Annotated in this window: 13 protein-coding genes; 11 read left to right on the top strand and 2 right to left on the bottom strand. The window is 69.9% G+C overall.

The features are described from left to right. Positions 1–93: 93 nt before the first annotated feature. Genes FB475_RS32335 through FB475_RS32285 form a run of 11 tightly spaced genes read left to right on the top strand, consistent with a single transcriptional unit; the run spans position 94 to position 7953 of the window. Positions 94–819, top strand: a complete 726-nt coding sequence (locus FB475_RS32335) for a helix-turn-helix transcriptional regulator (protein ID WP_420359235.1) — start codon at positions 94–96, stop codon at positions 817–819. Beyond that, positions 816–2228 (top strand): Fe-S cluster assembly protein SufB, encoded by a 1413-nt coding sequence (gene sufB, locus FB475_RS32330; protein ID WP_141861395.1) that lies wholly within the window; start codon positions 816–818, stop codon positions 2226–2228. The genes FB475_RS32335 and sufB overlap by 4 nt, the downstream gene beginning before the upstream one ends. Next, positions 2228–3430, top strand: coding sequence for a Fe-S cluster assembly protein SufD (gene sufD, locus FB475_RS32325; RefSeq protein ID WP_141861393.1), 1203 nt, complete (start codon positions 2228–2230; stop codon positions 3428–3430). Before sufB ends, sufD begins: the two co-directional genes overlap by 1 nt. After that, a complete protein-coding gene (locus FB475_RS32320; protein ID WP_141861391.1) occupies positions 3427–3765 on the top strand; it encodes a non-heme iron oxygenase ferredoxin subunit in 339 nt (112 codons plus the stop codon). Before sufD ends, FB475_RS32320 begins: the two co-directional genes overlap by 4 nt. Before the next feature lie 26 nt (positions 3766–3791). Continuing rightward, a complete protein-coding gene (gene sufC / locus FB475_RS32315; RefSeq protein WP_141861389.1) occupies positions 3792–4556 on the top strand; it encodes a Fe-S cluster assembly ATPase SufC in 765 nt (254 codons plus the stop codon). After that, positions 4553–5809: a cysteine desulfurase gene (locus FB475_RS32310; RefSeq protein WP_141861378.1), complete on the top strand. Its 1257-nt coding sequence runs from the start codon at positions 4553–4555 to the stop codon at positions 5807–5809. The genes sufC and FB475_RS32310 overlap by 4 nt, the downstream gene beginning before the upstream one ends. A 1-nt stretch (position 5810) precedes the next feature. Next, on the top strand, positions 5811–6269 hold the full coding sequence (sufU, locus tag FB475_RS32305; RefSeq protein ID WP_141861375.1) for a Fe-S cluster assembly sulfur transfer protein SufU: 459 nt from the start codon (positions 5811–5813) through the stop codon (positions 6267–6269). Beyond that, complete coding sequence (locus FB475_RS32300) at positions 6262–6648, top strand: metal-sulfur cluster assembly factor (RefSeq protein WP_141861372.1); 387 nt, start codon at positions 6262–6264, stop codon at positions 6646–6648. The genes sufU and FB475_RS32300 overlap by 8 nt, the downstream gene beginning before the upstream one ends. Positions 6649–6701: 53 nt before the next feature. Beyond that, positions 6702–6929, top strand: a complete 228-nt coding sequence (locus tag FB475_RS38490; RefSeq protein ID WP_420359234.1) for a FitA-like ribbon-helix-helix domain-containing protein — start codon at positions 6702–6704, stop codon at positions 6927–6929. Further along, the gene (locus FB475_RS32290) at positions 6926–7339 is read left to right on the top strand and encodes a type II toxin-antitoxin system VapC family toxin (protein ID WP_141861368.1); all 414 of its coding nucleotides are present in this window, start codon (positions 6926–6928) and stop codon (positions 7337–7339) included. The genes FB475_RS38490 and FB475_RS32290 overlap by 4 nt, the downstream gene beginning before the upstream one ends. Beyond that, positions 7336–7953, top strand: a complete 618-nt coding sequence (locus FB475_RS32285; protein WP_238332568.1) for an acVLRF1 family peptidyl-tRNA hydrolase — start codon at positions 7336–7338, stop codon at positions 7951–7953. Before FB475_RS32290 ends, FB475_RS32285 begins: the two co-directional genes overlap by 4 nt. Here the strand turns inward: FB475_RS32285 and FB475_RS32280 are convergent. Together FB475_RS32280 and FB475_RS32275 are read right to left on the bottom strand one after the other, a co-directional pair. Next, positions 7941–8312, bottom strand: a complete 372-nt coding sequence (locus tag FB475_RS32280) for a hypothetical protein (protein ID WP_238332567.1) — start codon at positions 8310–8312, stop codon at positions 7941–7943. The genes FB475_RS32285 and FB475_RS32280 overlap by 13 nt on opposite strands. Before the next feature lie 101 nt (positions 8313–8413). Next, positions 8414–14902, bottom strand: a complete 6489-nt coding sequence (locus tag FB475_RS32275) for a hypothetical protein (protein WP_141861365.1) — start codon at positions 14900–14902, stop codon at positions 8414–8416. Positions 14903–15034 lie beyond the last annotated feature (132 nt).

The raw sequence follows: 15034 nt of genomic DNA, 5'->3' as shown, positions 1-15034 counted from the left end.
GGAGTGACCTCGCTCACGCCTCCCGCCTGAGCGCGCCGACCGGTTAGGCGAGCCTTATTTGAAGGGCCCGGGGAATTACGCGACACTGATGTTGTGAAAACTCCTGCGACCGACCGAACCGTGCCCCAGGGCACTGCCGGCGCGCGGGACGAGTCCACCCGGGACCGGGTCGCCCGCTCGATCCTGACCAACGGCCCGTCCAGCGCCGCGGTGCTGGCCGAGCGGCTCGAACTGACCCCGGCGGCGGTCCGCCGGCACCTGGACCACCTGCTCGACGAGGGCCTGGTGGAATCCCGCGAGGAGCGGGTTTACGGCCCCCGTGGCCGTGGCCGGCCCGCGAAGGTGTTCGTGCTGACCGACTCCGGCCGGCACGCCTTCCACACGGCGTACGACGACCTCGCGGCGACCGCGATGCGGTTCATCGCCGAGGCCGGCGGTGACGACGCGGTGACGGAGTTCGCCCGCCGTCGCGTCGCCGAGGTGGAGGAGAGGTACCGGGACCTGCTGGCGCAGGCTCCGGAGGGCAAGAAGACGGAGGTGCTCGCCCAGGCCCTGACGGCCGACGGGTACGCCGCCTCCACGGCGGAGGCGGGCCACGGCGCCCAGCTCTGCCAGCACCACTGCCCGGTCGCGCACGTGGCCGAGCAGTTCCCCCAGCTGTGCGAGGCCGAGACCGAGGTGTTCTCGAGACTCCTCGGCAAGCACGTACAGCGACTGGCCACCATCGCCCACGGCGACGGTGTCTGTACGACGCATATCCCGGGTGCGACCCCCGCTACCCCTGTAATCGACGGCGAATCTGCGAGGACTACGCGATGACGCAAACCGCTCACCCCGAACTGGAAGGCCTCGGCAACTACCAGTACGGCTGGGCCGACTCCGACGCTGCCGGCGCGGTGGCCAAGCGCGGCCTGTCCGCCGACGTGGTGCGGGGCATCTCCACCCTCAAGAACGAGCCGGAGTGGATGCTCGACCTGCGACTGAAGGGCCTGAAGCTCTTCGACCGCAAGCCGATGCCGTCCTGGGGCGCCGACCTGTCCGGGATCGACTTCGACAACATCAAGTACTTCGTCCGGTCGACCGAGAAGCAGGCCACCTCCTGGGAGGAGCTGCCGCCGGACATCAAGAACACCTACGACAAGCTCGGCATCCCGGAGGCGGAGAAGCAACGCCTGGTCGCCGGCGTCGCCGCGCAGTACGAGTCCGAGGTCGTCTACCACCAGATCCGGGAGGACCTGGAGGCCCAGGGCGTCATCTTCCTGGACACCGACACCGGCCTGAAGGAGCACCCCGAGCTCTTCAAGGAGTACTTCGGCTCCGTCATCCCGGTCGGCGACAACAAGTTCGCCGCGCTGAACACCGCGGTCTGGTCCGGCGGCTCGTTCATCTACGTCCCGAAGGGCGTCAAGGTGGACATCCCGCTGCAGGCGTACTTCCGGATCAACACCGAGAACATGGGCCAGTTCGAGCGGACCCTGATCATCGTCGACGAGGGTGCCTACGTGCACTACGTCGAGGGCTGCACGGCGCCGATCTACAAGTCCGACTCGCTGCACTCCGCGGTCGTCGAGATCATCGTGAAGAAGGGCGCCCGCTGCCGCTACACGACGATCCAGAACTGGTCGAACAACGTCTACAACCTGGTCACCAAGCGCGCCACCTGCGAAGAGGGCGCGACGATGGAGTGGATCGACGGCAACATCGGCTCCAAGGTGACGATGAAGTACCCGGCCGTGTACCTGATGGGTGAGCACGCCAAGGGCGAGACGCTGTCGGTGGCGTTCGCGGGCGAGGGCCAGCACCAGGACGCCGGTTCGAAGATGGTGCACAACGCGCCGTACACGTCGAGCTCGATCGTCTCGAAGTCGGTGGCCCGCGGCGGCGGCCGGACGTCGTACCGCGGTCTGGTCGAGGTGGCGCCGGGCTCGCACCACAGCAAGTCCACGGTGCGCTGTGACGCGCTGCTGGTCGACACCATCAGCCGTTCGGACACCTACCCGTACGTCGACGTCCGCGAGGACGACGTGGCGATGGGGCACGAGGCGACCGTGTCCAAGGTCAGCGACGACCAGCTCTTCTACCTGATGAGCCGGGGGATGGCCGAGGACGAGGCGATGGCGATGATCGTCCGCGGCTTCATCGAGCCGATCGCCCGCGAGCTCCCGATGGAGTACGCGCTGGAACTGAACCGTTTGATCGAGCTGCAGATGGAAGGGGCCGTCGGCTGATGTCGTCAGCAGAAACCCTTGTTGCTACCGGCAACAAGGCGCACTCCCACGGGCCGGGGTCCCCGGTCCCGCTCCAGGCGCGCAGCGAGCGGCCGACGTCGTACGACGTCGCCGACTTCGCCGTGCCGAACGGGCGCGAGGAGGAGTGGCGCTTCACCCCGGTCAAGCAGCTCAAGACACTGTTCGAGGACGCGGCCGGCACCGAGACCCCGAAGATCGACGCGTCCGGCCCTGATGGTGTGGTGATCGAGACGGTCGCGGTCGACGCGGTCAAGGTCCTCACCCCGCAGGACCGGTCCGCCGCGGTCGCGTGGAACCACGCGCCCGAGGCACTGGCGGTGCGGATCCCGGTCGAGGCCGAGCTGACCGAGCCGGTGCACGTGAACGTCGCGAGCCTCGGCGGCCGTGGCTTCAGCCACGTGATCGTGGACGCCGGCCGGCACAGCAAGTCGATCGTGATCATCGACCACACGGGTGCCGGTGAACTGAGCGGCAACGTCGAGATCAAGGTCGGCGACGGTGCCGACCTGCGGGTGGTCGCGATCCAGCAGGCCGACCACGAGTCGATCCACCTGGCGCAGCACGACGCGCTGGTCGGCCGGGACGCCCGGCTGCACCACGTCGCGGTCACCCTCGGTGGCAAGGTCGTCCGGATCGGCACCAACGTCCGGTACGCCGGACCGGGTGGCGACGCCGAACTCGTCGGCGTGTACTTCGCCGAGTCCGGCCAGCACCACGAGCACCGGCTGTTCGTCGACCACGAGGCCACGCACTGCAAGAGCAACGTCCTCTACAAGGGCGCGTTGGCCGGCGACGACGCCCGCTCGGTGTGGATCGGCGACGTGCTGATCCGGGCCGCGGCCGAGGGTACCGACACCTTCGAGCTGAACCGGAACCTGGTGCTCACCGACGGCGCCCGCGCCGACTCGGTGCCGAACCTGGAGATCGAGACCGGCGAGATCGAGGGCGCCGGGCACGCGTCCGCGACCGGCCGGTTCGACGACGAGCAACTGTTCTACCTGCAGGCTCGCGGCATCCCCGAGGACGCGGCCCGGCGGCTGGTGGTGTCCGGCTTCTTCAACGACATCATCGGCAAGATCGGCGTCCCCGAGGTCACCGAGCACCTGCACGACGTGATCGAGCAGAAGCTCGCCCGCGCCGCCGAACTGAGCGCCGGGGCGAAGGCGGTCGTCGGCAAGTGAGCGACACGTTCGAGCGCGCCTGCGCCGCCGCCGACGTCCCCGACGAGGGAGTGATCCCGGTCGAGGTCGGCGGTGTCGAGGTCGCGGTCGTGAAGAGCGAGGGACAGTACTTCGCGGTGCGGGACGAGTGCTCGCACGCGCAGATCCAGCTGTCCGAGGGCGACGTCGGCGAGTGCGAGATCGAGTGCTGGCTGCACGGATCCCGCTTCGACCTGCGCACCGGCGAGCCGACCAGCCTGCCGGCCTACGACCCGGTGCCGATCTACCCGGTGCGCCTCGACGGCGACGACCTACTCGTCGACGTGAAGAACCCCATCAACCAGGCTTCCCTGTAAATACCGACGGAGATAGAGAAACCCTCATGGCGACACTCGAGATTCGCGACCTGCACGTGTCGGTCGACACCGATGCCGGCCCGAAGCAGATCCTGCGCGGTGTGAACCTGACCATCAGCGGTGGCCAGACGCACGCGATCATGGGCCCGAACGGTTCCGGCAAGTCGACGCTGGCGTACTCGATCGCCGGGCACCCGAAGTACAACATCACCGGCGGCACGGTGACGCTCGACGGCGAGGACGTCCTCGACATGAAGGTCGACGAGCGCGCCCGGGCCGGGCTGTTCCTGGCGATGCAGTACCCGGTCGAGGTGCCGGGCGTATCGGTGGCGAACTTCCTGCGGACCGCGAAGACCGCGGTCGACGGCGAGGCGCCGAAGCTGCGGACCTGGGTCAAGGACGTCAACAAGGCGCTCGCCGACCTCGACATGGACGCCGACTTCGGTCAGCGCAACGTCAACGAGGGCTTCTCCGGCGGTGAGAAGAAGCGCCACGAGATCGTCCAGCTGGAGCTGCTGAACCCGAAGATCGCGATCCTCGACGAGACCGACTCCGGCCTCGACATCGACGCGCTGAAGATCGTCTCCGAGGGTGTCAACCGGTTCGCCTCCCAGGGCGACAAGGGTGTCCTGCTGATCACCCACTACACGCGGATCCTGCGCTACATCAAGCCGGACTTCGTCCACGTCTTCGTCGACGGCCGCGTCGCCGAGGAGGGCGGCCCGGAGCTCGCCGAGGAGCTCGAGGCCACCGGCTACGAGCGGTTCGTTAAGGCCGGAGCAGCCAAGTGACCAGCGCCCGGACCTTCAGCAGTCCCCTGGACCTGCAGTCGGTCCGGGCGGACTTCCCTATCCTCTCCCGCGAACTCGCGGGTGGGTTCCCGCTGGTCTACCTGGACTCGGCCAACTCCTCGCAGAAGCCGCGCCAGGTGGTGCAGGCCCTCGAGGACCACTACCTCAAGCACAACGCGAACGTCGCGCGTGCCATGCACCAGCTCGGTGCCGAGGCCACTGCGGCGTACGAGGGCGGCCGGGACAAGGTGGCGACGTTCATCGGCGCTCCGAACCGCGACGAGATCGTCTTCACCAAGAACGCCTCCGAGGCGCTCAACCTGGCCGCGCACACGCTCGGCGCGGCACTCAAGCCGGGCGATGTCGTGGTGATCTCCGAGATGGAGCACCACAGCAACATCGTCCCGTGGCAGCTGGCGTGTGAGCGGACCGGCGCGACGCTGAAGTGGTTCGGCGTCACCGAGGACGGCCGGCTGGACCTGTCGAACATCGAGGAGCTGCTCACCGAGCAGACCAAGATCGTCTCGCTGGCCTGGGTCTCGAACGCACTGGGCACCATCAACCCGATCACCGAGATCGCCACCAAGGCGCACGCGGTCGGTGCGACGGTCGTTGTGGACGCCTCGCAGGCGGTGCCGCAGTTCCCGGTCGACGTCTCCACCCTCGGCGCTGACATGCTGGCCTTCACCGGGCACAAGGTCGTCGGCCCGACCGGCGTCGGTGTCCTGTGGGGCCGCTACGAGCTGCTCGCGGAGTTGCCGCCGTTCCTCGGCGGTGGCGAGATGATCGAGGTGGTCCGGATGACCGGTTCGACGTACGCGCCGCCGCCGGCCCGGTTCGAGGCCGGTACGCCGCCGATCGCACAGGCGGTCGGGCTCGGTGCGGCCGTCGACTACCTGTCCGGGATCGGGATGGACAAGATCGCCGCGCACGAGCACGCGATCGTGGAGTACGCGCTCGAAGGCCTGAAGACGGTCCCCGGCCTGAGGCTGCTCGGTCCGCAGGACGCCACCGACCACGGCGGTGCGATCAGCTTCGAACTCGACGGCGTACACCCGCACGACGTGTCGACCGTACTCGACACCCGCGGGATCGCCGTCCGTGCCGGGCACCACTGCGCGCGGCCGGTGCACGAGCGGTTCGGAATGCAATCGTCGACCAGAGCGTCTTTCTACCTGTACACGACTCCCGAGGAGATCGACGCGCTCGTCGACGGCCTGGGCTTCGTCCGATCATTCTTCAAGGTGGATTGATATGCAGCTCGACAGCCTGTACCAGGAGATCATCCTGGACCACTACCGCAGCCCGCACCACGCGGGTCTGGCGGAGCCGTACGACGTGGAGGTGCACCACGTGAACCCGTCCTGCGGGGACGAGGTCACGCTCCGGGTCGAGCTCGACGGTGACACCGTGAAGGCCGTCACCCACGACAGCGTCGGCTGCTCGATCAGCCAGGCGGCGACGTCGGTGATGTCGGACCTGGTGATCGGCAAGCCGGTGTCCGAGGGGATGGCGACGTACGAGAAGTTCCTCGAGCTGATGCAGGGCCGGGGGAATGTCGAACCGGACGAAGAAGTTCTGGAGGACGGCGTCGCGTTCGCAGGCGTCGCGCAGTTCCCGGCCCGGGTGAAGTGTGCACTGCTGGGCTGGTCCGCGTGGCGGGACGCCACGGCCCGGGCCCTCGCAGCCGACGAAGGAGTGAAGAATGCCTGACCAGACCGACGAGAAGATCGAGCTGCCCGAGGTCGACCTCGAGGCGGCCGCCGCGCCGGTCGGCACCTCGCCGGCCAAGGTCGAGGACGTCACCGAGGCCCTGAAGGACGTGGTCGACCCCGAGCTCGGCATCAACGTGGTCGACCTGGGCCTGATCTACGGCATCACCGTCGACGACACCAGTACGGCCATCATCGACATGACGCTGACGTCCGCGGCCTGCCCGCTGACCGACGTGATCGAGGACCAGACCCGGATGGCACTCGACGGCCTGGTCAACGACTTCCGGATCAACTGGGTCTGGATGCCCCCGTGGGGCCCGGAAAAGATCACCGACGACGGCCGCGACCAACTCCGCGCCCTCGGCTTCAACGTGTGACCTCGTTAATCTGCTAGCATTGACAGCAGATCAAAGGTCGGGAGGCGCAGCGGATGGCCACACTCACGTTACGCAACGTGCCTGAGGAGACCAGGCGCGCGCTGAAACGACGGGCAGCTCAGCACAATCGTTCGATGGAGGCGGAGGCCCGGGCCATTCTGGCCGCGGCCGTGGTTCCGGGGAACTTCATCGAGGACTGGTTGGACACGGCGGAGGAGCTTCGCGGCGACGAACTGGAACTGCCGGAGCGGTCTGTTCCTCGTGAGCCCGAGCTGTCGTGATCGTCGCGGACACCAACGTTCTGTCCGAGCCGCTCAGCAAGGAGCCGAACAAGGCCGTGCTCAGTTGGCTGGCGAACAACGGAGCAGATCTTGCCATCACCTCGATCACGGTGCATGAACTGCTGTACGGCGTCCTTCGTCTCCCGGAAGGGCGCCGCAGGACGGCTCTGGGTGCAGCCGTCGACCGCTTGGTGACTTCTGCGCAGGACCGAGTACTGAGCTACGACGAAGAAGCTGCCAAAGCGCACGCTCAGCTTCGCGTCGCGCGGGCAACGACCGGAAAGTCGACCTCGGTCGAGGACGGCATGATCGCCGCCATCGCGCTCTCCCGCGGAGCGACGGTTGCAACCCGGAATGTTGCGCATTTCGAGGGTTTCGGCGTCGAAGTCGTCAACCCATGGGACGAATGACAAGAACTGTTTCGGTGGCGCCGGGGCGGCTGGGTAGGTGGCTGGACGGGTTCGGTGAGCGCCATGGTGCGGTGCGGTACGACGTGACGCCGGCGAGCGTCACGTTGACCGCGGAGGACGGCTCCACCGCCGTTGTCGCCGTGCCCTTCGAGCCGCTTGCGGAACTTTCCCGCGAGGGGCTCGTCGCACATGTGCTGCGGGAGCGGCGGCTCGGTGTGCTGCTGGTACGCCGTGGCGGGTACGCGGCCGGGGTGTTTGCCGGGGGCAAGCTCCTCGACTCGAAGGTCGGGTCGCGGCACGTGCAGGGAACGACGAAGGCCGGCGGCTGGTCCCAGCAGCGGTACGCGCGTCGCCGGGACAACCAGGCGCGGGAGGCCTTCGCGGCCGCCACCGAGGTGGCGGTGCGGATCCTGGCGCCGGCGAAGCTGGACGTGCTGGTGTGCGGGGGAGACCGGCGGGCCGTCGACACGGTCCTCGAGGACCCACGGCTCCGCGACGTGGCCGCGCTGGTCCAGCCGCCGTTCCTCGGCGTACCGGACCCGAAGCAGAAGGTCCTCGAACAGGCCGGCGCCGACGCGCTGGCGATCCGGATCGACGTGGATCAGCCCGAGTAGCTGTCCCGGATCACCAGTAGCCGCTCCAGCCGGAACCGCCCGGGATCGAGCGCCCGCACGGCCCGGCCCGCTTCGGTCCAGAACGCGTCCTCGGGTACGGCGTCTGCCGCCGCCGGCACGAACTTCACGACTTCCTCCACCGCCTGCCGGGCAAGCGTCATGGCGGCGCGCGCCTCCTCGCTCCGATCATCGACTGCAACCAGACCGGCAACCTGATCGGCGAACGCGAGCCACTGACCGGCGTCGATCAGCTCGGACGGCTCGGGGCCGCCGAAGTCGTCGTACAGCTGGGGCGGCGACGAGAACAGGTACTCACGGACCGCGCCGCAGTTCGCGCAGACGCCGGCACAGCGGAGCACCTCGTCCCTCTGTTGGTCGTCCCAATCAGTTTCGGTCGAACCGCAGGTCGGACACGGGGTGAGTTCGAGATACAGCGCCGCTTCGGCGCGAGTCCGGGCGATCACTCGACCGCCAGCCCCTGGCCGGCGCCGGACGCGGTCGGGCGGTACATCGGGGCACCGTCCGCGCTCACCTGACGCATCCGCGAGTCGGTACCGGTCAACGCCGACGCGGGAATCCCACGTTGCTGCAGCGCGTCGACGACGGTTGCGGTGAAGCGGCCCGACTCGTCCTGCTCGGTCAGCAGGTCGCGGAGATTCACCCGGCCCTCGGCCAGCAAGGCCAGTCGCGGATGCAGCGTCGCGAACGCCTTCGCGAACAGGTTGTCGCCGCGGCAGGTCAACGTGCCGTCCGGACCGGCGACGTACACCCGCCGCGTGCCGTCGGCCTGGCGGAGCCGCAGCCGGACGTTGGTCCGGTTCCGGTGCGCCTGGTCGAGTGCCTCGACCAGCGGCCGGTACGGGTGTTCCGGGTCGGCGGTGACGTCGAGCCTGACGGTCCGTACCCGCGCCGGACGCGGCTGCCGGTCCAGGTCCCAGCCGGTGAGCGCGGGCTGACCGGCCTCCATCCGGGCCTGCATCGCCTCGTACTCGTGCCGGAACATCGTCAGGAACGCCTCGCCGGACGCGGCGTTCGGCACCGACGCGGTCCGGTCCACCCTGGGGCGCTGGTGCCGGTCGAGGCGGTGCCGCTCGAAGTCGAGGTGGTACGCGACGGTCACCTTCACCGTCACGACCTCTCCGGACTCGTACGCACCGGTCTCGTGCCGGACGCCGACCGTACCGGTGTCCTGCTCGGCCACCTGCCGGCCCTGCGTCACGCCGGCGGTCACATCGCCACCCGGCGTACTTCCGCCGGCACTGCCGGATCCGGGCAGCAGGTGGTTGCTCTTCGCCGTCAACTGACTGACCCGCAACTCGCGCGAGTTCTCGCCGAGCTGGGTGGTCGCGTGCGCCTCGGGGTTCGAGATCAGTTCCAGACCGGACGGCTCCGCGCGGACCCGCACCACGACGCCGCGGGACGGGTCGTCGGGGACCGGGAGCCGGGGGAGCTCGTAGCCGGCCGGTGCGGCCATCTCCTGGAACGCGACCATCCGGTTCCCGCCGCCGAGCAGGGCATCGAGAGCGGCCTCATGCGTCCGGACACCATCGGCACCGAGCATGTCCACCCGGCCCAGCCGCTTGCAGGCGGCGTCGAACAGGGTGTTCTCCGGATCGGCACCGTCGGCGTGCGCGGTGGTCCCTTCGACCAGATAGTTGTCGGGCAACCGGACCGGGCGATGGTCGGTGCGGTGTCCGCCGTCGATCGAAGGCTCCGAGTCGATGACCGAGGCCGGTACCGACAGACTCATCCGGCCGTTCGACACCCGGCGGGTCGTCGTCCGACCGGCCCGGTCCTCGACCTCGACCGTCACCTCGTAGTCGCGTTCGACCCGTGCGGTGCTCAGCGACAGCCCGGTGCTGATCCGGGTGTTGAGCTCGCTGCTCGAGGCGGTCGTCGACGCGCCGACCTCCGCGCCGACGCCCGCGGTCGCGGATGCCCCGTCGGCGGCCTGGGATTGACCGGCGAGGCCGAGCGTGCCGCCGTACGTCGTACCGCGGGTGACGCTGCGACTCCGCTCCCGCATGCTCCACAGCTGGACGAGGCCGAAACCGTTCCCGCTGTGTCCGGTCGTACCGCCCGCCTCGGCAGTCGCCGGACCGACGAACCGGACCCGGATCCGGACGCGCAGGTCGCGGGAACCGGTCCGGTCACCTACCGGGAGCTCGCGGACGAAACCGCGCGGGTCGAGCATGTCGTCGAGCTGGTTGCGCCACCGGGTACCGGACAGGTCGCCGCGGAGTGCGCTGATCAGTACCGGGTCGGCCAGCGCCTGCGGATCGTACGCACCGACCGCGGCACACACTTCGCCGAACATGTCCGTGTCGTTGCCGGCCTGGTCCTGCAGCGAGGACCGGTCGACCTGCGCGGCACCCATCAGGTGCTGGTAGTGCCGCGGCAGCCGTACGTCGACCCGCTGCCGGGCGAGCTCCTCGGCCGAGGCCAGCACGGCGTCGAGCTGGTCGTCCTCGGTCCTTCGTACGCCGGTGAGGTCCCGGAGGAGATCGGCCAGCCGCTCGTCGTCGTGTCCGGCGGCCAGCCCGTCGGCCGAGCCGGTCTTCTCGTCCCGGTACCGCCGGAGCAAGGAGACCGCCGTACGCCGGGAGAGGTCAAGGTTCCCGTTCAGGAGACGCTCGACCGCGTCGGAGACCTGGTGGAGCGGCAGGTCGAGCTGACGCCGCCCGTACATCCGTAGCGCCTCGTGCTCAGGGAGTGTCAGTACGACGGCACCCGTCTCCAGCGGTATCGCCTGCGGGTCCGCGCCCTCGGACCGCAGCTGTGCGGCGAGGACGAGATCGCCGAGGAACTGGTAGTGCTGGCCGTCCCGCATCAGCGTCCGCTCGACCGCGCTGGACGCCGATTGTGATCCGGACGCGGACATCGAGGTCGATCTCGTGCCGCCCGCGGTACCGCCGATCGACGAGCCGTCGGCCGACACCGATCCGGCGCCGGCGCTCGCGCCTGCCGACTTGCCGGTCGAGACGGTCGACGTACTGCTGACGCCGGCCAGCGTGAGGTTGAGCTCGGCCAAGATCGGCCGGCCGGTGCCGACGTACTTCAGGTTCTCCACGCGCGTTCTGACGTCGAGCGTGGTCCGTCGCGGGGCGAGCGTGAGGTGCCGCATCGCGTCGAGCGGGTCGGACGGTCCGCGGCCGATGGCTAGGCCGGTGCTGTACTCGGTGGTCAGCAGCTCCGGCCGGCTGATCAGGTTCCGCGGTGCGAGGAAGGCGCTGAGGTGGTGCAGCGCGGAGCTGTCGCCGTGCCCGAGCTCGGGCACCGCGGCGATCAGCCGGCGCATCGGGTCGCGCGCGTCGACGTGCTGGATGGTTGCCGTGTGCAACAGCGTGGGATCGACCTGCCCGGAGACCGAGAGCGAGGACGCGGCGGAGCTGTTGCAGAACTCGCTGTCCATCCAGATCTGGGCAGCGCCCTCGGACGAGACCACGGGGACCTCGGTCCCGTCGTCGGTGATCTCGCTGATCGTGATCGTGTGGGGTACGTCGAACACCGCGACCTGGGCGCTCGACTCGGACACGGTCATCCGGTACGCGCTGCGGCTCGACAGCCAACCGGCGTACCGGCCGAGGGAGGTGCGGCCGAAGAACGCACCCGCCTGCGGAGCGATCCCGGCCTGGCCGTCGGCGGGCGGACGGGTGAGGCCGAGCCGGGCCGACCACGGCAGGCTGCGCGACCGGCCGCCGCTGCGACCCGACGTACTGACGCCGATGTCCACGTTGACGACCATGTCGTCGCCGGCCAGACCGATCGGGCGAGCCCGGTCGAAGTGCTGCTCGATCGAGATCCGGTACGAGCGCACGCGTGGCTGGTGGCCGGTCCGGTGCTCGGTCAGCCGGAACGTGAGGCCGTCCTGGGCCGCATGGTCGTAGCCGGTCTCGAGCCGGCGGCGGCCGAGCTGCTGGATCGCGTGTTCCCAGTTCTCGGACCGGCTGAGCTGGACGGCCGGGTCCAGCCCGGTGAGGCCGGCCGGCCGCGGGACGCCGTCGGGGCCGAGCGGCGGGATCATCGACTGCTGAGCCAGGTGTTCGAGGAAGCCTTCGCGGACCTCGTCGGCGCCGGTGAGGTTCCGGATCATCGCCGGTCCGGCACCGCGCAGCTTGCCGGGGCCGTTGCCGAGCCAGCCTGGCAGCTGGAGTGTGCTCTCGGTAGGTTCCGCATCGCCGCGGAGCAGGAGCCGGCCGTCGGTGCCGTAGCGCGGCTTTCCTTCGGCGTCGCGGAGGATGCCCGCGGCCGGTACCGGAAGGCCGTAGCGGAAGGCGTCCCGCTCGGCCATCCGCAGGTGTGCGTCGCCCTCGCTCGTGGTGGTGAAGGACTCCTCGCGGTCGAGGCGGTGCACGGTGACCTTGTGGCGCAACCGGAGCTTCACACCGACGGTCGGCGCTACTCGTTGGGTGCTCCAACGACTGCCGAGATCGGCCGTGGACGCGGCGTCGTCACGGCCGGTACTGCGACCTGCCCGGAGCCCCGGTGCTACGCCGACGCCGGTCGCGCCGACGTCCGCGAGTGCGGACCCGCCGTACGTCGCCGAGACGCCGACCGTTCTGGAGGTGCCGAAGCTCTGGCCGCCGGAGGCACCGGAGTTGCCGACCCGCCAGAACTCGAGCTTGTGGTCGGGCGAGCTGTCGCTGACCAGCTCGGCGGAGTCGAGGTCCGCGATGGTTTCCAGCTGCGCCCAGGCGACCGGGCGCCCGCCGCTCGTGATCAGGCGCCACAGGCCGCCGGGGCGGGTGGTCTCGTCCAGGCGGGTGACGGCGTCCTCGGCGACCAGGCTGCGGACCCGGTCGTGGCCGACGCGGTCCAGGGTGCCGAGGCGCCGGGTGAGCTCGGCGACGGTCCGGTCGCACAGGTCGTTGAGGCCGTCGACCCGGGTGGCCATGTGCTCGGGCATCGCCGTGTTGCGTTCCGCGTCCAGGCCGAGCGTGGAGAGGTCGACCTGCTCGGTCGGGGGCGGGACGGTGTAGGTGTGGATGAAGCCGAGGTCGAGCGTGGGGGAGTCGTGGTCGGCTCCGGTGCGTACGGTCCGGGGCGGTGACCAGTCGCCGGTGGCCGACGTACGGATCCGCCAGTTCCATTGCGGGCGGGTGGCGCGGTAGCGGAGGAACTCGCCGCGCAGCGCTTCCACCGCACCGGTCTGGGCGAACTCGGTCGCGCCGCCGCTGACGGCGTACGTCCGGCCGGAGTCGAATTCGACGCCGGGGGAGACGAGCTGGGCGATCGCCTTGAGCTTGCTCGTGGGCGGCAGCGCCGCGGTCAGCGACTGCAGGCTTGCGCCGATGGTTCTTCCGGAGTCGTGGGTCGCCGCTGTCGTGACCCCGAAGCCCGCCTGCACCACTTGCCCGACCTGCGCCTCGTCGATGCCGATCGGGCTGTCGAGCACCTCCTGCAGTTCGCCGGGGTCGAGCTTCAGGTGCAGCTGCACGAGCTCGTCGACGTTCGCGCGTGGGTCGTTGCCGACCGTCAGGACGAAGCCCTCCGGCGACAGGATCCGCCGGCTCTCGGCCCGCAACGTCCGATGCAGTACGTCGGGTGTGAACCGGTACGAGGATCCGCTGTCCTCGAGCGCCTGGTTGAGCTCCTGGCACAGCGTGGTGAGATGTGGCAACCGCCCTGACGGCAGCCCGTTGTGCTGCACCTCGATCGACGGCAGGGTTGCCGCGGTGGCCCGGTCGTACGCCCGTACGTGCTGAGCCGCCGCGCGCGCCGCGTCCACGGAGGTGTCCGTGAGGAGCGTTTCGTAGGCGGTGGCGGCATTCCGCGCTTGGGTGGCTGCTCTGGTGCAGGCGGCCGCGATGGCGGTGTGACGGTCGGCGATGCGCAGGGTGGCCACAGCTCGGGTGCGTAGCCGGCGGGCGCGCTCGCCCGCTGAGGCGTCGGCCGCGGCGGCCTGTTGCTCGGCCTGTTCGAAGAGGTCGGCGGCGCGCTCGCTCGCGTCCTGCGCGCTCCGGGTGCGGGTTGCGGCGCGTTCCTCGTGCTGGGTGGCGGCGGTCTCCAGCTCCGCGACCTGTCGCCGTACCCGCGCGTCGAACCGCTGCTGCGGCGTCACCAGCGCAGGACGCTCCGGGGCAACCACCTGGAACCCGGCGCTCGGATGCGCGGGGAGTGGATGCGCCCCGCGCGCGAGCGCCCGGGTCACGTTCTTCAGGTCGACCTCGATCTCCTCGAGTTCGCGTACTCCGAGACCGTCCCGCGTCTCCAGCCACTCCCGACTGAGCTCCCGATACTCCGCATACCGCGCCGCCCCGGCCCGGTTCAGCGCCTCCCGATCAGCCCGCACCCCCGCCCGAACCGCCCGAAAATACTCCCGAACCCGCCGAACCCGCCGAACCACCCCAAGCCCACCTGCGACCGCGCCGCCGGCACCACCTGCGGCGGGTGGGTGGAGGGTTGGGGTGCGGCTGGTGAGCTGTTCGGTGTTTCGGGTGAGGGTTTGGGCTGTGGCGACGAGGTCCGCGGCCGGCGGGCGTTCGGTGGGGCGGCGGGCTCGTGCTTTGGTCAGGCGGCGTAGGTCGGCGTCCGTGGTGAGGGGGTTGCCGTCGAGGAGGTCCTGGAGGAGGGCCTGGGTTTCGGCCTGCTGGGTGTCGGGGAGGGCGGGCAGGTCCAGCAACGCGTCGAGTGCGGCGGTGGCGCCGTCGGCGGGGGAGCCGTCGCGGACCCGGCCCAGTTCGGCCCCGGCGAAAGCGACCGCCTCCGCCAGCAGCCGGTCGTCGGTGACGTCGGTGCCCGCGCGCCGGGCGAGCCGGCGTTCCAGTTGGCGTAGCGCCCGGGCAGGCAGCTGCCGGTCAGCGACCCGGAGCTTTCCGTTGCGCAGGGCAACTGCTTCGGGCGCGACGATGCCGAACGCCAGCCCGAGCACCCGGCGCGCCCTGGCCCGCGCGAGTGCCGGTGGGCCCTCCCCGTCGATGGCCTCCCCGCCGATGGCCGCAGTGGTCAATCCAGCTCTCCCCGTTCAGGACCCGGCGCCGAGGCGTGCACCGGGTAGTGAGGCGGGAGATTAGCAACCAAATGTTCAATTTTTCGCCATGTTTCTCATCAAGAGAGCGACGAATTGCTGGTGTCGATTCTC

It is taken from the genome of Kribbella jejuensis (assembly GCF_006715085.1).
In the GTDB taxonomy this organism is placed as follows: domain Bacteria; phylum Actinomycetota; class Actinomycetes; order Propionibacteriales; family Kribbellaceae; genus Kribbella; species Kribbella jejuensis.
Note: the sequence above shows the minus strand (reverse complement) of the source record. Positions and strands in the feature narration are given on the sequence as shown.